The organism is Exiguobacterium sp. RIT341 (assembly GCF_000632205.1).
Classification (GTDB): domain Bacteria; phylum Bacillota; class Bacilli; order Exiguobacteriales; family Exiguobacteriaceae; genus Exiguobacterium_A.
The window spans coordinates 941,445-961,051 of the sequence record NZ_JFYW01000001.1; the positions used below are offsets into that span (position 1 = coordinate 941,445).

Annotated in this window: 26 protein-coding genes; 11 read left to right on the plus strand and 15 right to left on the minus strand. The window is 46.0% G+C overall.

Annotated elements, in window-relative coordinates; genetic code table 11:
- Window positions 1-34 precede the first annotated feature (34 nt).
- Together BW42_RS04885 and BW42_RS04890 are read right to left on the minus strand one after the other, a co-directional pair.
- Window positions 35-775, minus strand: coding sequence for a sugar nucleotide-binding protein (locus BW42_RS04885; RefSeq protein WP_035408136.1), 741 nt, complete (start codon window positions 773-775; stop codon window positions 35-37).
- Window positions 776-1,151: 376 nt separating this feature from the next.
- Entirely contained in the window at window positions 1,152-2,351 is a 1,200-nt protein-coding gene (locus BW42_RS04890) for an MFS transporter (RefSeq protein WP_035408138.1), read from the minus strand.
- Between the two features lie 175 nt (window positions 2,352-2,526).
- On the opposite strand from BW42_RS04890, the gene BW42_RS04895 reads away from it, so the two are divergent.
- On the plus strand, window positions 2,527-2,844 hold the full coding sequence (locus BW42_RS04895; protein WP_023468204.1) for a hypothetical protein: 318 nt from the start codon (window positions 2,527-2,529) through the stop codon (window positions 2,842-2,844).
- A 47-nt stretch (window positions 2,845-2,891) separates the two neighbouring features.
- On the opposite strand, the gene BW42_RS04900 is transcribed toward BW42_RS04895, so the two are convergent.
- Together BW42_RS04900 and BW42_RS04905 are read right to left on the minus strand one after the other, a co-directional pair.
- Window positions 2,892-3,824, minus strand: a complete 933-nt coding sequence (locus BW42_RS04900; protein ID WP_035408140.1) for a cation diffusion facilitator family transporter — start codon at window positions 3,822-3,824, stop codon at window positions 2,892-2,894.
- A gap of 134 nt (window positions 3,825-3,958) precedes the next feature.
- The gene (locus tag BW42_RS04905) at window positions 3,959-4,240 is read right to left on the minus strand and encodes a class I SAM-dependent methyltransferase (RefSeq protein ID WP_035408142.1); all 282 of its coding nucleotides are present in this window, start codon (window positions 4,238-4,240) and stop codon (window positions 3,959-3,961) included.
- A gap of 137 nt (window positions 4,241-4,377) precedes the next feature.
- On the opposite strand from BW42_RS04905, the gene BW42_RS04910 reads away from it, so the two are divergent.
- Both BW42_RS04910 and BW42_RS04915 read left to right on the plus strand, forming a co-directional pair.
- Entirely contained in the window at window positions 4,378-4,887 is a 510-nt protein-coding gene (locus BW42_RS04910) for a hypothetical protein (protein ID WP_035408144.1), read from the plus strand.
- 71 nt (window positions 4,888-4,958) lie between these two features.
- Window positions 4,959-5,285, plus strand: a complete 327-nt coding sequence (locus BW42_RS04915; RefSeq protein ID WP_035408146.1) for a DUF3139 domain-containing protein — start codon at window positions 4,959-4,961, stop codon at window positions 5,283-5,285.
- Between the two features lie 443 nt (window positions 5,286-5,728).
- On the opposite strand, the gene BW42_RS04920 is transcribed toward BW42_RS04915, so the two are convergent.
- Window positions 5,729-6,070, minus strand: coding sequence for a DUF3139 domain-containing protein (locus BW42_RS04920; protein WP_035408148.1), 342 nt, complete (start codon window positions 6,068-6,070; stop codon window positions 5,729-5,731).
- 526 nt (window positions 6,071-6,596) lie between these two features.
- Window positions 6,597-7,346 (minus strand): SDR family oxidoreductase, encoded by a 750-nt coding sequence (locus BW42_RS04925; protein WP_035408149.1) that lies wholly within the window; start codon window positions 7,344-7,346, stop codon window positions 6,597-6,599.
- 82 nt (window positions 7,347-7,428) lie between these two features.
- Between BW42_RS04925 and BW42_RS04930 the strand changes: the two genes are divergently transcribed.
- Window positions 7,429-7,836 carry a MerR family transcriptional regulator gene (locus BW42_RS04930; protein ID WP_035408151.1) on the plus strand — a complete coding sequence of 136 codons (408 nt, stop codon included), beginning with the start codon at window positions 7,429-7,431 and terminating at the stop codon, window positions 7,834-7,836.
- On the opposite strand, the gene BW42_RS04935 is transcribed toward BW42_RS04930, so the two are convergent.
- Window positions 7,806-8,879 carry a low specificity L-threonine aldolase gene (locus BW42_RS04935; RefSeq protein WP_035408153.1) on the minus strand — a complete coding sequence of 358 codons (1,074 nt, stop codon included), beginning with the start codon at window positions 8,877-8,879 and terminating at the stop codon, window positions 7,806-7,808. The two genes, BW42_RS04930 and BW42_RS04935, sit on opposite strands and share 31 nt — an antisense overlap.
- A gap of 124 nt (window positions 8,880-9,003) precedes the next feature.
- Here BW42_RS04935 and BW42_RS04940 point away from each other — a divergent pair, with 124 nt between their 5' ends.
- Window positions 9,004-9,687, plus strand: coding sequence for a hypothetical protein (locus tag BW42_RS04940; RefSeq protein ID WP_035408156.1), 684 nt, complete (start codon window positions 9,004-9,006; stop codon window positions 9,685-9,687).
- Between the two features lie 204 nt (window positions 9,688-9,891).
- Complete coding sequence (locus BW42_RS04945) at window positions 9,892-10,185, plus strand: hypothetical protein (RefSeq protein ID WP_035408158.1); 294 nt, start codon at window positions 9,892-9,894, stop codon at window positions 10,183-10,185.
- Window positions 10,186-10,240: 55 nt separating this feature from the next.
- Here BW42_RS04945 and BW42_RS04950 read toward each other — a convergent pair whose 3' ends face one another.
- The 4 genes from BW42_RS04950 to BW42_RS04965 all read right to left on the minus strand — a co-directional run bounded on the left by BW42_RS04950 (window position 10,241) and on the right by BW42_RS04965 (window position 13,144).
- The gene (locus BW42_RS04950) at window positions 10,241-11,377 is read right to left on the minus strand and encodes a GGDEF domain-containing protein (protein WP_035408160.1); all 1,137 of its coding nucleotides are present in this window, start codon (window positions 11,375-11,377) and stop codon (window positions 10,241-10,243) included.
- Between the two features lie 134 nt (window positions 11,378-11,511).
- Window positions 11,512-11,784, minus strand: coding sequence for a phage holin (locus tag BW42_RS04955; protein WP_081780369.1), 273 nt, complete (start codon window positions 11,782-11,784; stop codon window positions 11,512-11,514).
- Window positions 11,754-12,389 (minus strand): M15 family metallopeptidase, encoded by a 636-nt coding sequence (locus BW42_RS04960; RefSeq protein WP_035408163.1) that lies wholly within the window; start codon window positions 12,387-12,389, stop codon window positions 11,754-11,756. Before BW42_RS04960 ends, BW42_RS04955 begins: the two co-directional genes overlap by 31 nt.
- Window positions 12,389-13,144 (minus strand): helix-turn-helix domain-containing protein, encoded by a 756-nt coding sequence (locus tag BW42_RS04965; protein ID WP_035408165.1) that lies wholly within the window; start codon window positions 13,142-13,144, stop codon window positions 12,389-12,391. The genes BW42_RS04960 and BW42_RS04965 overlap by 1 nt, the downstream gene beginning before the upstream one ends.
- 91 nt (window positions 13,145-13,235) lie before the next feature.
- Between BW42_RS04965 and BW42_RS04970 the strand changes: the two genes are divergently transcribed.
- Window positions 13,236-13,727, plus strand: a complete 492-nt coding sequence (locus BW42_RS04970; RefSeq protein ID WP_035408168.1) for a DinB family protein — start codon at window positions 13,236-13,238, stop codon at window positions 13,725-13,727.
- 40 nt (window positions 13,728-13,767) lie between these two features.
- On the opposite strand, the gene BW42_RS04975 is transcribed toward BW42_RS04970, so the two are convergent.
- Window positions 13,768-14,253 (minus strand): NUDIX hydrolase, encoded by a 486-nt coding sequence (locus BW42_RS04975; protein ID WP_035408170.1) that lies wholly within the window; start codon window positions 14,251-14,253, stop codon window positions 13,768-13,770.
- A 214-nt stretch (window positions 14,254-14,467) separates the two neighbouring features.
- Between BW42_RS04975 and BW42_RS04980 the strand changes: the two genes are divergently transcribed.
- Window positions 14,468-14,932: a hypothetical protein gene (locus tag BW42_RS04980; protein WP_035408172.1), complete on the plus strand. Its 465-nt coding sequence runs from the start codon at window positions 14,468-14,470 to the stop codon at window positions 14,930-14,932.
- Between the two features lie 317 nt (window positions 14,933-15,249).
- Here the strand turns inward: BW42_RS04980 and BW42_RS04985 are convergent, their stop codons facing one another.
- Window positions 15,250-15,783: a DUF402 domain-containing protein gene (locus BW42_RS04985; protein WP_052019025.1), complete on the minus strand. Its 534-nt coding sequence runs from the start codon at window positions 15,781-15,783 to the stop codon at window positions 15,250-15,252.
- 154 nt (window positions 15,784-15,937) lie between these two features.
- On the opposite strand from BW42_RS04985, the gene BW42_RS04990 reads away from it, so the two are divergent.
- The 3 genes from BW42_RS04990 to BW42_RS05000 are packed head-to-tail and all read left to right on the plus strand — an operon-like array spanning window position 15,938 to window position 17,718.
- Window positions 15,938-17,047 (plus strand): GGDEF domain-containing protein, encoded by a 1,110-nt coding sequence (locus BW42_RS04990; RefSeq protein WP_035408174.1) that lies wholly within the window; start codon window positions 15,938-15,940, stop codon window positions 17,045-17,047.
- A 17-nt stretch (window positions 17,048-17,064) separates the two neighbouring features.
- The gene (locus BW42_RS16670) at window positions 17,065-17,439 is read left to right on the plus strand and encodes a YkvA family protein (protein WP_035408175.1); all 375 of its coding nucleotides are present in this window, start codon (window positions 17,065-17,067) and stop codon (window positions 17,437-17,439) included.
- Between the two features lie 33 nt (window positions 17,440-17,472).
- Window positions 17,473-17,718: a hypothetical protein gene (locus BW42_RS05000; RefSeq protein ID WP_035408177.1), complete on the plus strand. Its 246-nt coding sequence runs from the start codon at window positions 17,473-17,475 to the stop codon at window positions 17,716-17,718.
- A gap of 46 nt (window positions 17,719-17,764) precedes the next feature.
- Here the strand turns inward: BW42_RS05000 and BW42_RS05005 are convergent, their stop codons facing one another.
- Together BW42_RS05005 and BW42_RS05010 are read right to left on the minus strand one after the other, a co-directional pair.
- Window positions 17,765-18,451, minus strand: a complete 687-nt coding sequence (locus tag BW42_RS05005) for a polysaccharide deacetylase family protein (RefSeq protein WP_035408179.1) — start codon at window positions 18,449-18,451, stop codon at window positions 17,765-17,767.
- 16 nt (window positions 18,452-18,467) lie between these two features.
- The gene (locus BW42_RS05010) at window positions 18,468-19,595 is read right to left on the minus strand and encodes a glycosyltransferase (protein WP_052019026.1); all 1,128 of its coding nucleotides are present in this window, start codon (window positions 19,593-19,595) and stop codon (window positions 18,468-18,470) included.
- Between the last annotated feature and the right edge of the window lie 12 nt (window positions 19,596-19,607).

Here is a 19,607-nt window from a genome sequence, read left to right on the forward strand (position 1 = left end):
CTTTGATACAGGTCAAGGAGAGCGGGATGTTTGATTAGAGTGGCAATCGTTCTGACAACGAACGGACCAAAACGACATCTGTCGCCATCCGGTTATCCCGGCGCGGTTCATCGACTGGTTCAATCGTCCAGTTTTTCGCGTGGAGTGTATTTAAGGCATGCGCTAAATCGTACATCGAATAACGATCGTTTCCGTTCAACTGATAAAGCCCCGCTTCGCGTTCAAGTAAAATCGTAACGAGCGCTTCTGCTGTATCTTCAAGCAACGAACTCGACGGATACCAGTTTCGACTTGCTTGAATGACACCGTGTTGCTTCATCTCGTTCGTGAAGAAGTCGACCATGTTGTTCGAACCTGCCTCCGTCCCGATCTGCCAGCCGATTCGGACGATTTTTGCTTGAGGATCAATTGCTTGAATCGCTTGCTCGCAAGCAATCTTATAGGCACCATACTCATCGGTCGCATCCGGTACAGCGTCCTTTTCAATCGGTGCTGGTACGTCGTCCGAAAAAACAGATACTGTACTCGTGAAAAAGAACGGAATCTGATATTCCTGGCACAAACGGACGAGCGCTTCCGTCCAACTGACGGACCCCATACCTATATGTAGGAAATAATCCGGTCGTTCCGTTTCTAAAAACGTCCGCATCTGAGACTCGTCAGTCGTTGAGACTTTCGTCCGATCCCACGCGACTGTCTCGATATCGTGCTTTGCTAAGACGTCCGCAACGACGGGTGCCACCGTTCCGTTCATGCCTGTAATGATTGCTTTCATTGTGATTCATCCCCCTTAGTTTCGATCGAAAAAATCATAAAACCACTTGCTACTTCAGTTTACACGCGAATCGCTGTATTAACGAATCTGAGGTTATTCTTCTACGACCAGTCATGACTCAAATGAAAAAAGCGCCTGCTATCCGATCTAATCTCGGTAAGCAGGCGCACTGTTTAGTTCATGATTACTCCGAAACGCCTTCCGTTGCCATTCGACGCCATAGTACATTCAAAAAGACCGTCATCCCACTGATCGGAATCAAAAACAATAATGCCGTGATCCATAAACTCTCCATCGACTCCACTCCTCATCGTTCATTTCTATCTCTAGTGTATATAAGCGCGAAACCGCTTACCTCCACCTCAAGGCGGATATTTCATCCGACCTTGTCCTGTCGTGCCTCGGTAAAGGAAACGTTACGATGAATGAGTAACCAGATAGCTGTCAACACGAGACCACTTAAGGAAAACAGTAGGAAAACAAATGAGATGTTAAAGAGCGACGTCAAGTACGATGATAATCCGTAACAGAGTGCAGAACACGCCGTTGATGTTGCGACCATCGCCGTTCGAACCCGTCCAAGCAAGTGCGCAGGCGTCGAGCGTTGTAACAATGTCGCAAACGGAATCCCGAACAATGTCAGCGCCATGCCGAGTAAAACGAATCCGCCAATCGCAAGGGGCACGGACGACATATAAGCAACGATTGCAATCGCGAGTCCTTGCAGTACGACTGCGATCCGAAACAGCTTATCCTGTCTGATCGAGACGACCCACTTGCCGTAAAGGAGCGACATCGTGATCCCCCCAATCACCGTCGCCAGTTCGAGTGCAGAAAACGTCTGGGCATTTCCCGACAAGACATCCTTGGCATATGGTGCAAGTAAAGTATTCATCGGTGTGATCATCCAGTTCGCAAGGATCGCACAACCAAGGATCCATTTTAAGCGACCGTCACGCGCGACGTAATGAATCCCTTCGAGTAACGCTTCGCGGTACGATCCGACACGCGCTCCTTCTGCGACCTGTCCCGTCATGTGTCGGACGAGCAACCAGGCAACGAGATGCAGTCCCAGATCGAGCCACAAGATACTCGCAATCGAGAAGTGGGCAACCATCATCCCACCAAGTAAGAATCCGCTTAACGTCCCGATCCGTTCGATTGTTGCGAGATAGGCATTCGCTTGCGGCAATTGGTCATCTTCGACTAGATCAACGACCCACGTGAAGACAGCATTTCCACCAACGATTTGCAGGATCGTCTGAACGACGAGCAAGCCGAGTAACCACGGTAAGACGATGTCTGTCAGACTGATTCCCGCTAACGTAATACTAAGCGCTAGCAAGCGAATGAGTAAGGACGTTTGATACAACGATGCGCTGACGAAACGGTCAATCCACGGTCCAACGAACGTTGAGACGAGAAAACGAATCAAAAACACACCTGTTGCAAGCAAGGCGACACCAGAAGCACTAATCTGTTCCGCGCTCAACCAGTAAATCGCAATATAAACAAAACTCGTCCCGACAGTCGATAACAAATCGGAGACATACATAAAACGAAACGCACGTGACATGATGCTTTATTCCTTTCCTAAAACGACTTCTTGTTCATCTTACAATTTTTCTCAATTGCTGCCCATTCTTTTTTCGTCATCACATCGTCATCGTCTGTTAAGGCATTCTTACCCATCTGTAACAGAGCCGACATGTTCATTCGCTATACTAAAACGCATAGGGAGGTGAAGATCCATGAAAACGCAAACGCGTTATGACTATGAAACCGAACAGGAACAGGTCGACGTCCCGTCTGAGGCACGTCTAGGCTACTACTTTCTTTTGATTGTCCTGCCGCTTGGTCTCGCGCATCTTGTCCAGTCGCTTGCTCCTTCGCCGGATCAACACCACTCGTCCGTATTGACGGGTTTGACGTTCTTATCCATCGTCTTTTTCATGTACTTAGGTAACCGAGCTGCTGGAAATGCTAAAACGACCTTTTTCGGATATTCGATGTTCTTGAGTATCAGTCTATTCGCGACGCTGTTTCTACCAACGGTGCCGATCATTTGAGCATAAGCAAACGAGCACATGTCCGACTTTGGACGAGTGCTCGTTTTTTAATGCGTATGCGATTCGTGTTTTCCGTCACAATATAACGTATTGCCATGTGCATGTTGATTCGTCTCGACCTGGATGGTCGCGTGGGTAATACCGACATGTTTTAAGTCGTGATCAATCTGTTCGCGAATCGACTCCGACTCCCGGACGGTCATGTTCTCCTTGACGACGACGTGACACGATAACGCGTTATACCCACTCGTGATCGACCAGATGTGTAGATCATGTAGTCCGAGAACGGCTTCGTTCGTCTGAATCGTCGAAACGACCTCATCAATGTCGACATCACTCGGTGTTCCTTCCATCAAGACATGTACGGACGCCTTCGTCACGTAATAACCGCTCCGTAAGACGAGGATCGCTACGATGATACTCGCAAGTGGATCCGCCCATCCCCAACCGAAGAATAGGATCAGCAAGGCGGCTACAATCGCACCGACCGATCCGAGCATGTCGCTTAAGACGTGCAGATACGCACCGCGCATGTTGAGGTTATGTTCGTGCCCACCGCCGCGTGTCATGATCCAGGCAACTAAAATGTTGACGAGCAACCCGAGGACACTAATGATCAGCATCCCCGTCGTTGCGACAGCGGGTGGATCGATGAAGCGTTGAATGGCTTCAATGAAAATATAGAGAGCGATGACTATCAGCGTCACGCCATTTAGGATTGCGGCTAAGATTTCAAAGCGTTTTGAACCGAACGTCTTGTTCGCATCCGGTGCTTGACTCGAGAACTGGAAGGCTAACAGGGCAATCGCAAGTGAAATCGAATCACTTAACATGTGCCCGGCGTCTGATAATAATGCCAAACTGTTCGTCCAAATTCCGCCGATGACCTCGACGATCATGAACACAGTAATGATCAGGAACGACAGGCCGAGTACCTTTTTATTGTCCGTATGATGATGGTGATGATGATCATGTGCCATGACATTGCCCCCTTTTACCTTTCATTCAAACGTCTATTTGAATTATAACGTGCCACTGTTCTTTGGTCAACGGGCTCATCCTTTATATCCCACAAGCGCTACCGTATGAAACGAACGAATGACTGGTCTACGTTTCAAAATGACTGATTCGAATCCCCTTTGTTTGCAAGCGGGATGAATTCCCGTTCGATCCGCTCATGTAGTTCTTCCCCCTCTTCCCCTGCTTTTCCATCACAGTATGTTAAAACGAATCGTCCGCCTGGTCGTAAGGCTCGATACATTTCTTGAAGCGTTCGATCGACGGATTCCCAAAAATAGATCGTATGAATCGTCGCTCGGTTTGCTTGAATGGCTTGTCGATTACGAAGCGTCGCAGAACGAACCATTGTCTTCGAAGAGATCAAGTCCCGTAACATGCGTTGCGTCCGTTTGCGAAAGGAGAATGATTGAAAAGTAAATTTCCGATATCCCTTATCACTGAAACCTAACACTATGAAATCAGAGAAACATGCAATACTATACATAGACGTTTTTTTATGGAGGGAGTCAGCAAATGAACCGTTTGAAACAGTTACAGATTGTCTTGTTAGTGTTAATAACGATTTGTGCTTTTTTCTTCTGGGCAGGACATGGATTTGAAGTAAGTTCTCATCAGATCAGCGGAAACGGCAATCCAGGAATTTTATTTGCTTACATCATCGTTTTCCTGTTTCCACTTATCGTATTAGGAATCATCGTTCTTTTTTATTTGATTGACGCTCGTCCCCTCTCTTTGATGACTACGATCATTTTAGCCGCTATCTATACCTACATCGGTTATTTTCATCAGCGGGAAAGCTACGTTACATATCAGCATCTTAAAAGACAACAAATGATCGATGCCGGATTAGCTTTAGATTACATCGATGATGTTTTAGTCGAATTCTCCATTTATCTAAACTCACAATTTTTTAATCTGAACACATTTCTGATATATATCTGTTTGGTATTAATGACCGCGTCCGCTTTGTATCTTCTTCTTTCTACCATGATTCGTTTGATACAAATAATTCGATTTCGTTAAATGACGCAGACGAGCGACCTTTTTCAAACGACTTTTATACCTATACCATCAAATTGACGGGAAGTGATCGCATGAAAAAAGAAGTACGTCCACTAGTCTATACCCTTGTCGTTCTCGTCATGCTAATTGCCGCCTATCCAACGTATCGATTAGGATCTAAGGTGATTATGGAAATCAAGATTGAACGTTTGTTGGCTGAAACAGGATACGATCAGGATATCTATAAAAAAGAAACGGTCTATGATTCAAAAACCGGAAGATATGAGATGAAAATCACATACACGAATGAACTGGATCATACATACTACTATGAAATCATTGAGGGGAATGTACTGACGACCGTATACGACCAGCATAATGTTGAAGTGACTGTCCCTGGTCAACATGAATTAAAGTAACTTGTCTTTTCAAATCAAAAACGAGTCCTCTCCACGAATTTCGTGAATGGACTCGTTTTTGATAACTTAACATTCTTCTTTCATGTTCAATGAAGTTTCTCATGACTACGATTTTTCTTGCCTTCTCATCAGTGACGGCATACAGTTCGTCATCCAAAGTATTTTTTCAACGCAAAAATTCATTGACGCTCATTCTTTTTCTTTCCTAATCTTTCATACATTCACTTACTCATTCCGCTGTAGTAAACGTAATCTTCCATTTCTTCCGCGCAATCAATACAACGATTAGCGAAATCAACAGAGATATTTTAAGCGTTGTATCATCAATAAGGTGTACTCCGTAATGAAGCGAAAAAAGTACCGTTAGTAGAGCAACGACGCTTCCTAAAAAGATCATGTTTTTCATTCTATCACCTCGTTTCTTCAATGGATTTAACGTGTTGTCAATCCTTTGAAATATACCGTCCTTCTTGTTTGTTCGTAATCTGTACGCCGTCTTTATATCCAGTGACGTCAATATGACTCGATCCCGATTGATAAATCTCATATTCATTATTCGGTTCATCTTCGAACACGACGCGTGCGAAGAATTCACCTGTGCTCGTATCATAGCGAATTTCTTTGTTCTTCACGTGTGTCATATAATTCTGTCGCGTCAGATAGTGATTGATTGACTGAGTGACCTCTTGTTTTTCATCATAGTACAACGACTTATAGGCTGAAGCACCGATGATGCCGACTCCTAGAATCATCAATAACGTAATCGATATAAAGGTTCGTTTCATTTCATCACTCCTGAGTATCGTTTCTGTGTCATTCTTCGTATTAGACATTCTCCTTGTTTTTAAAATGTCGATATGTTTAAACTAATAGAAGAACACAAGAAAAGGAAGTTATTTATGATAAAAAATCCATAAAATACTTTTTATTGTTATTTATGGTGATTGTTCTTACTTTGAACTTCTTAAATGGTCAAGTGATTGATAATGAGCGATTAACATTAGCCGTGAACATTGCAATAGTTCTAATGGCGTTATTCTTTATAGGCTTAAGGTTCTCAAAACGAAAACGTAAATAGAATGCTTACGCCTCAAAAAACGTATGTAATCGTGGGACAATTTATGATTTTCGGCGCTCTAATAAATCTTTTGATTATCGGCGCAGTCGTCTATGTCGTATGGAAGCTTGCGAAGAAACTCTTAAAAAAATAAGTAATTGATGTCTTTTTGGATGCATTCATGAAATTCGTATATATAATGTTTACATAAGTAAGGTCCCTTTCTCAATTGAGAAAGGGACCTTACTTAGTTTTTATCCTGCGTAATTGAACAATGGACCACGCAATTCAAATTCATACGTTTCGCCGTCGACGATGCCGACGATTGCGTCACTTTCGATTAACTGGTGCAGGAAGCCTGCCATTTCAGCCGCCGTATGATATTTCTTAACGTTCTTGCTGTAGTCGAACCCTACTTCCCCGCGCGAACGATCGGCGAACTCTGTCTCGGTCGCAGCTGGTGCGAGCACTTTCGCCCGGAGTTTTGCGCCGCCTTTTTGCAGTTCTTGCGCGAGTCCTTCCGTATAGGCACTGACATAGAACTTCGTCGCGCAATACGTGACCGCGTTCGGTACAATCCGGTAGCCGCCAGCTGACGAGATATTGACGAGCGTCGTTCCTTCGACATCATGATGGTCGCGGACGAACAGACTCGACAAAATCGTCAGTGCCTCGATGTTCAAGCGGAGCATCTTTTCGATTTTCCCGAGATCGATATCCTGGACGAGATCAAAATCACCAAACCCAGCATTATTGATCCATGTTTCAATTTCAAGTTCTTTTAAGCCTTCATAAAGATCATGAACGTTTTGGTTATCAGAAAGGTCGATCGACTTGAGGATGACATCACTGTCTGGTGAAATCTGTTTGACTTCATCCCGAAGTTTTTCGAGCTCTGACGTCCGGCGCGCGACGAGGACGAGTGACTTTCCTTTTCCTGCGAGTAGTTTTGCCGTCTCATACCCGATTCCTGAACTTGCTCCTGTAATGACCGTGTACTTCATCTAGCATATCCCCTTTTCGATTTGGTATAGTCAGAGTCTAATCCTTAGAGTGAACTCTAAGTCAAGCAGAAAGGTGAGATTCATGTATACGATTTCTGAAATCAGTCGACTGACGATGACGAGTGCCCATACGATTCGCTATTATGAGAAAGAAAGATTACTGTTTCCGAAGCGCCAGAATGGTCAACGACGTTATGACGACCAAGACGTGACGTGGCTTCGATTTGTCCTCCGCTTACGTGAAACGCATATGCCGATCGAGCAAATCCGTACGTATGTGTCACTTTTTCTTGCTCACGGCGAGCAGGATACGACCCGCGAACGCCTTGCGTTGCTTGAAGCACACCATGCAAACGTCTTAGCTCAACTGGCAGCATTACAAGAAACGGAGCGAATGATCGCAGAAAAAGTCGACACCTATCGTCGCCTCCATCCTACGATTCCCGCTCCTGATGTCATTCAATCCTCTGAGAACGCCTCCGTCAATTGACGAAAGACGCTTTCGCGTTCGTCAGTCGTCAATGCAAGAAAACTATCGCCGATATTGATTTCCGTTGCGCAGCCTTTTTCTTTCTTGACAAGATAGCCGGCGATACCAACTTTTCCGTGCAACTGGATTTCAATCAATTTTTCCTCGACGACTGCTTTATCTGCCTCAAAGTAAAGATGAAACATGTTTGAGACCGGCTCAAGGGGACGAGTCGAGATGCCTGGTATCGCATTCAAGCTGCTCGCTAGTGCTTTTGCGGCTACATAGTACTCCGCCATCCGGTCTTTTCGTTGTTCATAATAATGATCCGCGGATAGAATATACGGATAGAGACTAATCAAATCACCGCCATAGCGACGTTTCCAGATGCGAGCCTCGCGACAAAATGCTTCCGGTCCGGCTAAGATCGCTCCTGCGACGCCGCCAAGACCTTTATAAAAAGAGATATAGACACTGTCAAATAACTCTGCGATTTCTTTTGCCGATGCCTCATAGTACGGTAAGATTTCAAGTAGGCGTGCCCCATCCAAGTGCAAACGAATTCCTTGTTCCCGTGCATATGCGCAAATGATTTCAAGTTCCTCACGCGACGGAAGCAGTCCGCCGAGTTCGCGTTGTGGCAGTTCGAGTAACAGGCAGCTGACGTCCGGCAAGGCTTTGACGTCGTCTATCGTCATTAAGCGATCGACTTCTCCGACTAGTACTGGTTTAATCCCGTGTAATTCCTTCAACCCATCCTGCTCATGAATCTCGAGGTGACAAAGGGGATGGTAGGCAACCTTACGATTATTCCGTTCATCAGACCAGATCCGTAACGCAATTTGTTGCGCCATCGTACCGCTCGGAAAAAAGATCGCATCGTCGTGCCCGAGTAAGTCTGCTATCTTACGTTCGAACGTTTTAATCAATTCGCCGTTTCCATACATATCGCTTGGTTGATCGGCAGAAACGGTTTGCAACGCTTCTTGTAATATTCCGATGGTTCGACTTCCGTGTCCATCCAATCGTTTTGTCGTTTTTTGGTAACTCAATCGTAAATCCATACTATTCATTCCTTTCTAAATCAATGACTATTTTTTGAAAAAATCAAAATATTCTATCTCCACTTTTGCTATACTGTGTAGCGAACGTCTGTTAAACGTACTCGTCAAAGGAGGTGTCCCTATCGTGCAAACGCTCCGCACTCGCCTGTTGCTTCTTATTCCAATCGTCTGTCTTCTACTGCTTGCCATCCAACAATTCGTCCCGTCATTCTACACGTCACTACTTGGACGAATCGATCCAGCAACAAATACATACTGCATTGATCGCTGTGGTCCGAAAGCATCGATGTTTAGTGCAGTCGAGGAAGGAACCTCATACGGCGGAGACGGAAGTACTGTCACGATTAGTGAAGCCGATCCTCCTACTCCTTGGTTCCGGACCGGTTTTGACTCTTCGGTGACGACACCTCCTTATCTTCTCATCTTATGTCTCGTTCTCCTGTTTTGTAGCTGGTTTTTATGGCACTATCTCCAGTGGTTGCGTCGTCCGCGACTAGATGAATCGGGTCATGTACTTCCACCACGCTTCCCGATTTTCGTTTACGAGACAAAAGACCTACCTGCTGACTCGATTCGAAAACAACTCGTTCGTTTTAATGAGCAACTTCCGTTTTCATTACAGCGCAGGACACATGAGACCGTGACGGAATGGTTCGAGCGAATCGCTTTTCCGTCACCTGTTGATCCGCTTTATTTTGAAGTGCGGTACGGAAAGGTACCCGTCATCTCCACTCATCAACTGACCTTTTTCGTCCAAGCTATGGAACAATATTTAAAGAAATGCCATGTCCAGTCTTCGATATCTTGAATTTTTCTCTCCTTCCGCCTTGCTCATTGAAGCTTGGCGTTTTTTTGGCGGAGTTTAAGAGGATTTCTTGAAAATAGATTTTGGATGATTTCAAAATTCGGATTGACTTTTTTTCAAAATCAGACGATTATTTGCCAGAAAAATGGGTAATATAGACTATAGTAGAGAAAGAGCTGATTTATCAGGAGAGTGAGGTGAGAAAAGTTGATTAGTGCACAAGAAGCCTATTACATTAAGAAGGAATTGAATGAAAAATTCGAGGATCCGCGGATTTCCTGTGATTTTTCAATCTTTTCGCTTGAACCGTTTCAACTTCTCTTGCACGTACAGGAAGATGTTGATGAGCTCAGTACTGAATTACGATATGGCTTAAGCCGTAAGATTCGTTCCCAGCTCACACAACTTAATGCGCGTGTCGGTGGTGAACCTGTCAGGACGGTTTATGTCATATCGGCGCCTCTCATTTCCGATCGATCGTATTGCGTCATCTTACAATGAAATGAAAAATCCCCCGTGTGAGAAGCAAACACTCACGCGGGGGATTTTATCGTATTCACCCTGCCAAGTCCCCAATCTGATTCCGTCCGTTCTCTTTCGCTCGATACAGTGCTTGATCGGCTTGGTCGATGATTTCCTTTTCTGTCGTCTGTGCTTCGGGTACAAGTGACGTCAAGCCAAGACTGACGCTGACCCGGCAAAGGGGTTCGTACTGCTCGTGTGTGATGTTCAAATCAAGAATGTCCTGTCGAATCCGTTCTGCGATATGACGGGTTTCTTCTATACCACGCGTCAGTAAAACCGTGAACTCCTCTCCTCCGTATCGTGCGACTTGTCCATGCCGAGCCTGCCGTTTTAAGACGCGAGCCACTTCCTTCAAACATTCATCCCCTTTTAAGTGACCATACGTGTCATTGTAGGACTTGAAGGCATCGACATCAATCAGTATTAAGGAGAGCGGTGTCTGCTCTTGTTTGGCTTCTTCGAGAAGCTTCTCCAATCGTTCATCGAACGCTCGCCGATTCGGGATGCCAGTCAATGCATCATGCAAGGAACGATGAATCAAGACTTGTTTGCTACGTTCCATTCGAAACGTCTGGATGAAGGCAATCAAAACAAGAACAGCGATGCTCGCGACGACAACGATAACCCATTTCGCAGCACTCGATGCTTGCTCGGAGCGTTGTGTTGCTTCCGCAATGATTCGGTTGACGTCTGTTCGCAAACGGGCATCAATCGGTCGGAACGTTTCGATGAACTGCATTCCTTGATATCGTCTTGCCTCTGCTGAAGCTCTGTCACCGTCCTTGACGAGTTCAAATTGCGTGTCGTAAAACTGCGTCGCCTTCTCGATACGGGGAATTGCCTCCGTCCGAACGAGTTTTCGCATGATGGGATGGTTCGCATCGAGCCGGTTCAGCCGCGTGATCGTTTGATCCATCTGATTAATCGTCCGTTCATACTGTGCTAGATCCGTTTTGTTCGGTGAAAGGATGTAACTCCGGACACTGAGTTCTAGATTCAACAACGCTGGAAACAGTTCTGCTGCTTCCGTCGAGATCGGAATAGCTTCTTTTAAGATACGGGCGTTTTCTCGTTCGATTTTTAGGAAAGCTTGATAGCTCCAAACACTTGTAAATAAAAGCGCACAGAGTGCCAAAAACAAATACCGTTGCAACGTTGACCATTTCACAAGAAGACCGACCTTTCTTTCTCTATCTACTTGACTAAAGTCAATTTCTTCTATCAGTATCTTGAAGTCAAACAATTAGTCATTTGTATGAAATAATGCCCGTTGCTGACACAATCCAAACGCTTCCCGACCGTTCAATCGGTTAAGGATGTGTTTTCCAGCTGTACTTGCGACTGACGTCGTCTTAATGCCCGCTCGGTCACGTCGTTATTCTTCCACCAAGCGACGAACAAACCGATTACCCCAACCAGACCGGTCACGAATCGTTCGACGTCATTCGATGACACCGGTAAAGCGGTAAATCCGAGCGTCGGTAAGAATAACTCTAGAAAGACATAGAGCGGTATCATAAGGCGGAGCCATGCTTGAAAACGAATCATGGCGACACCGGAAAGAGACGACGCCATGTTTGCGGTCCAACAATCCCGTCAACCGCAAGTCGAGATGTCTGCTGGAACGCTTGGATGGCTCGCGTCAAACGTATATCAAAGATTCCTGTCACCATCAGACCCAATCGCTTCTCAATCGCTCGGACGAGTTCCGGTGCTTGAATTCGTTCGCGTAGATAGTGTCCTGGTTTTGGCACGTGATGCCGCGCAAGACTGACATGATCGTACAATTCAAAATGTGGATAATCGGGAAAACGTGACCAATCGCCTCCCCAGTCCATTCCGCGCCGTTTCATTGCCGCAACGATTCGACGAAGTCGCGCGTCCGGTGGAGAAAGAAATAATGCACCATCTTCGTAAAGGAAGACGTCAATTGCAACACCAAAATTATGGTTTGATTGTCCACCACGGGCTTGCGTCACGATCGGTCCTTGGGTCGTCCGTCCTTTTGCGTATAACGCGTTCTGTTCCGCGATGCTCCGAAAACTTTGGGCTATACCGAGTTTGATTCCATGTGGATAAAGCTCTTGAATCACGTCACGGGCAATCCGGACGACCGACGGATGCATGCCGGGAACGGTTAGTTTTTGATTCGCGCGTCGCAGTAATTCTTCTAGTTGCATCAGGCTCCCTCCCTGGTCAATGTATGTAATAAAGCAGCAATCTCGTCATCGTCAGGAATGACTTGTCGTTCCTGTTGTTTTGCCTCGTAAGCGCGTTGTGCTTCTTTTTCACGTTCTAACCAATTCGGTAATTGAAATAATGAATTGTTCCTTCTCGAACGTTTGGTTACTTGTTTCGGACGTTCTGACGCGGATCCGGTTGCAAGGCGCTTAACGACCTGTTCAATGTAACCGAAATGACGACTGTTCGCCCGCCCCGCTTCTTCAATTGCGTACTGGATTCGCTCGATTGGATGTTCGTTCGCAAGCAACAGCAATTCTTGTTCGATTCGTGGTGACACCTTTCCGAGATTCGACTCATACTGCTGCACCAGTTCCTTTTTTAAAGACGTCTTCTTCAAGACTTCTTCTTCGGAGTCAGCAGAAGTCTCGGGGGCAGTCGTCTCGTGACTCGCCGGGGATGGCGTATCGACATGGGGCAGGACACGATAAGCATTCGAAGTCTGTCCTCCGTGTTTCGTGAACCGTTCGACTTTCTCGATCCGACCACTTGCGATCAAGGACTGGATACACGACTTGACTGTCGATTTACTGCACGGAACAGCATCGGCAATCGTCTGATAGGACGGAAATGCTTGACCATCTTGACCACTGAAGCTTTCAAGGATCAGGTAGATCATTTTTTCATGGACGGACGCGAATGCCGTCCCGCTCCGTAAGAGCGTATGGGGAACCGGAAGATATGGAGCTTGCATGGTGATTCCTCCTTTCTAGGAAATATGACAGGAAGAAGTCGAAGATTGTTCGAAAAGAGTGAAGAAGATATTTTTTGAGAGGAGTGACAGGATGAACGAACTATTCACCTATTATCTACAAGAACTTGATCGCTATCAGCCGGAGGCGTTGATTCATCATCTCGACCGTGACACGTGGTCGATTAGTCAAATGTACGATCATTTGATCGTCGTCAGTCATGAATATTTGGATGAAGTCGAGTCGTGCCAGTTCGCACCCGTAACCACGTCCGGGAAGTCACCGTTCGGTGAACAGTTATTTACTGTCGGTGCATTTCCGGCGACACCGATCCGGTTACCGGATGCGATGAACGCTCCACCGGATGAGACGGATCAGGTTGAACAAATAAGGACACGTTGGTTGCAACTGATTGATCGTCACGTAACGCTCGCAACGATTGCTCAGGCGACACCCGTTGATCAAAAGACGCAACACGGTGGGATGGGCTGGTTGAACGCTGCCGAGTGGTATGCCCTCGTCTCGTACCATCTCGCGCATCACCGGCATCAAAAACGACGACTCGACGCTGCGCTAGCCAATTGAACATGAAAAAGCGCTCTCCGCATGCGAAGAGCGCTTCGATTCATTTTAAGACATCCCAATTCGAAAAGTGTCGTGCCTCAAGATCGAGTTGTTGTTCCTCAATCCAGCGGAATGCTTCAAGTACGAGCGGTGACGCATTGTCGATTGAAACTTCACTCGCCTTGACCCAACGCGCACCGAGTGAGTCTTGTCCGACGAATTGCTCGGGAATGCCAAGCGTTCCACCGGTCTGTCGAACGAGATAAAAGACGGCGATATGATGGACTTCATCGAACTCTCGCCAGTCCCACGGGAGCTTGAAGTCAGCGACGCCGATCTGTCGTTCGAGTGCTACCTCAAGCCCTGTCTCTTCCGTAAATTCACGGCGCATCGCCGTAGCGAGCGTCTCCCCTTCTTCTAGGCTACCCCCTGGTAAATCATAGCGATTGATATACGGTCCACCATTTTTATCGATGACGAGTAAAGCATCCTCTTTCATTAATAAGCCATAGACTCCAAATGCACGGTGACAACGAATCGTTTTCATTCATCATACCTCCCTTTACTTCTCTTTTACATTTTTTTATTTTTTATCACAATGACACTTAAACATATTGATATCTAAAGAACGCGGTAATGCGGTTAGCTTTATATTAATCGTTACAAAATCAGTCTAAAGTCTAACGTAATATTTCGTATCTCATCATACACTTTACATGGATCACTAAATGAAAAGTCATATGGAAAGAAGGATTGCTACCATGAATCCCCCAAAGTTAAGTGTTTTTTTACTAAAGTCATGCCTATTTGTACTATCTCTTGGTCTACTGGGTTTAGCGGGCTATGCAATCCCTACATTGCTGAACGGAATCAAGAGTTCAATCATTTTTGAAAAACCAGGATATGTCGTATTGATCGTTGCTTATATTGCTCTTATACCGCTATTGGCTTCTATTTTTCACGGTTTCCGCATTTTAAGCGCCTTTACAAAAAGTCAGGACGCGGCTATTCGTATTTCTTCATCGTCGAATAGCATTAAAAAGGCATTCCTCGTGATTGCTGTTTTAGCGATTTCTATTCTTCCCGTATTCTTTTATATAGGTCAGTTAGATGATGCTCCTGGATTAGTGCTTGTAGGAATAAGTATCGTCATCATCCCACTAGCCATCAGTGCCTTTTTTAATTGCATGCAATACATGATGAAGAAACATATTGTTACTTCATGAATGAATCGTTAACAGATGAACGAATGTCCCTTAAAACGGCTTGAATTCGGTACTTTACCGGACTCAAGCCGTTTGTTCGTTGTTTAAAGTACGCTTGGATCACAAACGAAGGTTCAGCGACTTCTATATTATTAAGTAGACGACGTTAATCTCACTACAGGATGTTTCATTGAACTACATCGGATTACTCTACTAAGACGAGACATACAGGAGGACCCCTAGCTTTAATGATAGAATCAAGAGAGTCAACGTATAGACTGACTCAAACGTCTTGCGACAAAAAGCGAACAGACTAAATGCGTGATATCGTGGTTTTTTTATTGGGTATCCTTTCCATCATTCATGTTCATGACGGTCGGGATGAAAGCATCTAAATAGCCGTCAAACGGAAACTGTTGCTGCGCGATCCGTTCTTGAAGGTTCAGCAATGACGCACGGGTTCGTTCAATCAATTCGACCGGATAGTGATAGAGCCGTTGGTTCTCCATAAATTCGTCCTCGTCGACGACTTGCCACACTCCGTTTTGATAGACGAGATCAAGATCCAGATCGATGAACGATAATGTTTCATCTTGAAGGACTGACGGAAGACAGATATTGCAGTAATAGCTCATCTCTCCCGTCCGTTCTATATCGAGACCAACCGTGAAATCAGCTTCAAACGGATAGAATTCGAGACTATAGTTGTCGTATGTATAAACGGTTGCGCGACGATGATGATGAAGCGTCCGCACTGGAATATTCGCGACGAGTAGATAGTCTTTTGTCTGCTTTAGGACATATCCATCCCACGAATAGTGCGGACGTCCGTCAAGTTTCCGTGCCTCAATCATAAGACGTTTTAATTTCACTTCATCCCTCCCTTTTCCTGAAGCTCTCTTATTTTACCAAATACTTTAAATCGAGCAAGACTTTTCCTGAATCTTTAAAATTTTGAGTCTCTCTCGTTGACATCCTTTATTAAACTGCTATCGTGAAAGTATCATACTCAAGGATGTGGAACTCATGTTCATTGCCGAGTTGTTATTGAATGCTTGTATCGCCTTCACCGGCTTTTATTTGATTGCTAAAATCATCTATAGTCAACGCCTCGCATCGAGCAGAATGAAGTCCCTCATCGTTGGTCTTGCGACCGGACTACTAGGTGTGCTATTGATGTTTAAAGGAATTGCAGTCAATGAATCGTTACGGATGGACTTACGTCATTTACCGCTCGTCCTGCTCGCTTTTTATGGCGTTCGCTCGCCTCTCATCATCGCGACGCTGATCATCGGTTGTTCTCGATTTTACTTCGGCTGGACCCCGCAATCAATCGTCGCCTTTCTCGCAGTCCTCGGCATCAGCACCGGGATGTACTTCATTCATAAGCGGTTACTCCATCGACCGCTCTTGCAAAACCTGATCATGAACGTCTGGTCATTGTTCATGATCTCGATCGCTGTCTCGATCAATCTCGGCTTCAGTGACGCCGCTCTTCGTTTACTTGCTTCAACGTGGACGATCGGACTTGCGGTTGGACTGTTATCGAGTCTCTTGACGATCGACTTTCAGTTGCTCAACGAAAAGGTCCAGCGTTATAAACAATCAGCAGAACTCGATCACTTGACAGGACTGTACAATCGGCGTGTCTGGGACGAACGGACGACATTGCTTGAAGCAGAAGGACGCGTCTACAATGTGCTCGCGCTCGATATCGATCATTTCAAGCATGTCAACGATACGTACGGTCATGCGAACGGTGATCTCGTCTTGCAACAGTTTGCACGGATCTTGCAGGAAGAGACACGTCCGCATGATATCACTGCTCGAATTGGCGGCGAAGAATTCATGGTCCTCATCTATGATCTCACGCCTCCAAAAGTCACGAAAGTCGCTAACCGGATTCGAGAACGGATCGCGAACACACACTTTCAGCTCGACGGATCCCCGTCGATTGCCATCACGGCATCCGTCGGGATCGCTCACGGGAAACATATCGCCATTCAAAGAATGAATATTCTTGCGGACGACGCATTATATGCCTCAAAGGAACAAGGACGAAATCGTGTCATTCTGTATGAAGCGGATGAAGAGGCAGCCGTCACGACAAACGAACGGGAACCGGTTCGCTCATAAGAAAGGAGTACTCGCCTATGTTAGAGCGAATGAAACGCATCGCTAGACGGATGAAGCAACAATTATCAGTCCTTTCTTATGCAATCGAACATCCTCGTTTACCTCGTCATATCAAATGGGGAATCATCGCCTTAATCGCCTATACTGTCAGTCCAATCGACTTGATACCAGATTTTCTGCCTGTCATCGGTCTTCTCGACGATCTCTTACTCGTTCCACTCGGTATCTACTTCATCATCCGTTCGATTCCTAAAGAGATCTTGACACAAGCACAACGACGACTTGAACAACAAGGAACTCGTTCCTTTCCATTGCTCCGACGTTATGGTCTAGCGTTCGTATTAGGTTGTTGGGGCATTGGTATCGGTCTTGTGATATGGTGGATAGTGTAAAATAAACCAAATACATCCACAAGGAGTAGTTCAATGAAAAATGAGTTTGAGTTCATGACAACGGCGGAAGCAATTCTATTCGTCAGTTCCTTTTTCATGTGGCTTTACATTGGTCGTCATTTCGTCATGATCACGACGTTCGACGACTTATTTTTGACGCAATCTTGGTGGTTACTACTTCCGGTCATCACCTTCATCCTATTCTTACGCTCGTTCGTCGTGCGGCGCTTGATTCTCCATCATAGTCAAGAAGATGAGGACTTGTCACGCGAAGCATAATCCATGCAAAAGAGGAGCTATCCGGCACCGGATAGCTCCTCTTTTTTTACGTTTGATCAATGCGACGAAACTGTAAGCCGCGTGCTTTCCAGTTCGGCAAGAGTTCACGAAGCGCTTCAATCGTCTGCACAGGTGCTTGTGGGTCCGCGCCGAACGTATCCCCGTTATCGTGGAGCAAGATGATATCTCCTTCTGACACATTCGATAGTAGCCTCTTGATTTTTGTTGTCCCGCCTTCTACCTTCCAGTCTTCCGCCATCTTCGACCAGAGAATCATCTTGTAAGCGGTTGGACAGAGGACATCTCCGGCATTGAGTGCACCCCACGGTGGACGATAGACCGTCGGACGTTCACCGGTGATCCGTTCAATGATCATAGCCGTCCGCTCGATTCCTGCCCGGACCGTCGACGGTCGCATCGACCAGTTCGGTCGATGGACGTAATTGTGGATACCGAGTTGATGCCCTTCGTCGTGTATCCGGCGAATGAGGTCCGGATGTGCTTCTGCTTTATGACCAACGACAAAAAACGTCGCCTGAATGCCTTCTTGTTTTAAGAGATCGAGCAGTTCTGCCGTAAAGACGGGATCTGGACCATCATCGAACGTCAAGGCGACGTATCGTGAGTTCAGTGATTTTGTCACGCGCCATCCAAAGACGCGTGACGCCACGTACGGGACGACCGTATAGGCGAGTGTCGCGAGAATTCCTGCTGTGATAAGACGTGAACGCATAGAAACTAACTCCCTTTTATTCATTTACTTTTCGGCGACGGTCTTGCAGGCAACCCGCAATCCGTTCCGCGAAGAACCGCTGATCGGCCATGACGCGATCATTTTGATACTGCGTGACTGCTTGTTGCCAAGCATGCATGACGTCTGGGTTCTCAAGCGTCCGACGGATGACGTCCGCGAGTGTATCCGTTTGATGAAATGCGAACGCAAGTCCTTTCTCCATCAAATACGTACGATTGATCTCTTCTTGTCCCGGTAGGACGTGTTGAATGAACAACGGTACACGTTTTTCGAATGCTTCACTGACCGTCACGCCACCTGGTTTCGTGACGATCGCATCCATTCGTTCATACAGCTGATTCATCTCATCCCGTGAATCGATATAGGTGAGCGGATGGATATGTGGATGACGTCGCGAAGCTAGTCGTTTATACAATGTTTGGTTCTTCCCACATAAGACATGGAAATCTGCTTCTGGACACTGTTCGATCTGCGTCAGTAAGGTCTCGAGTTGACCTAGTCCACCGTTTCCGCCTGCGACAAGAATTTGTTTGCGTGACTGCGTCGAGCGAAAAATGGAACCGCCAGCGATTGCTGGATGGACGGGGATACCCGTCACGAACAAGCGCTCAATGGGTACAGCATGATGCTCGTGCAATTCTTGCCTTGCCTCACGATTCGGCAACAGATGATACTCGATATGCGTCTTTCCCCAGACGCGGCTGACGAATAAATCGGTATAGGCATTGATGACCGGTACGTCACAAAGGTTTCGTTCTTTTAATTGATTCAAGAGATAGGAGGGAAACGCATGTGTACAGATGATGACGTCCGGTTGTTCCGTCCGGATGATTCGTAACATCTGTTGTTGGAAATAATGCGACGTCCATCCTGTCGACCGGGCATTGCTCGAACGTCCGGCAATATGCTGGTGATAAAAACGACTGTAGCCGTTTGAGAAGTGTCGGATCCAGTTCAGGTAAAACTTTGATGTCACCCATTCCGCAAATGGACTGATCGTACTGAGCAATTCTACTTCCTTGACTTCAATCCCTGGTCCTTGCAATCGTTCGGCGATCGCTTCGGCAACCAGATGATGACCGGATCGCATCCTTAAAAAAGGAAAGATCACTATTTTTTGCATCGTTTGTCCACT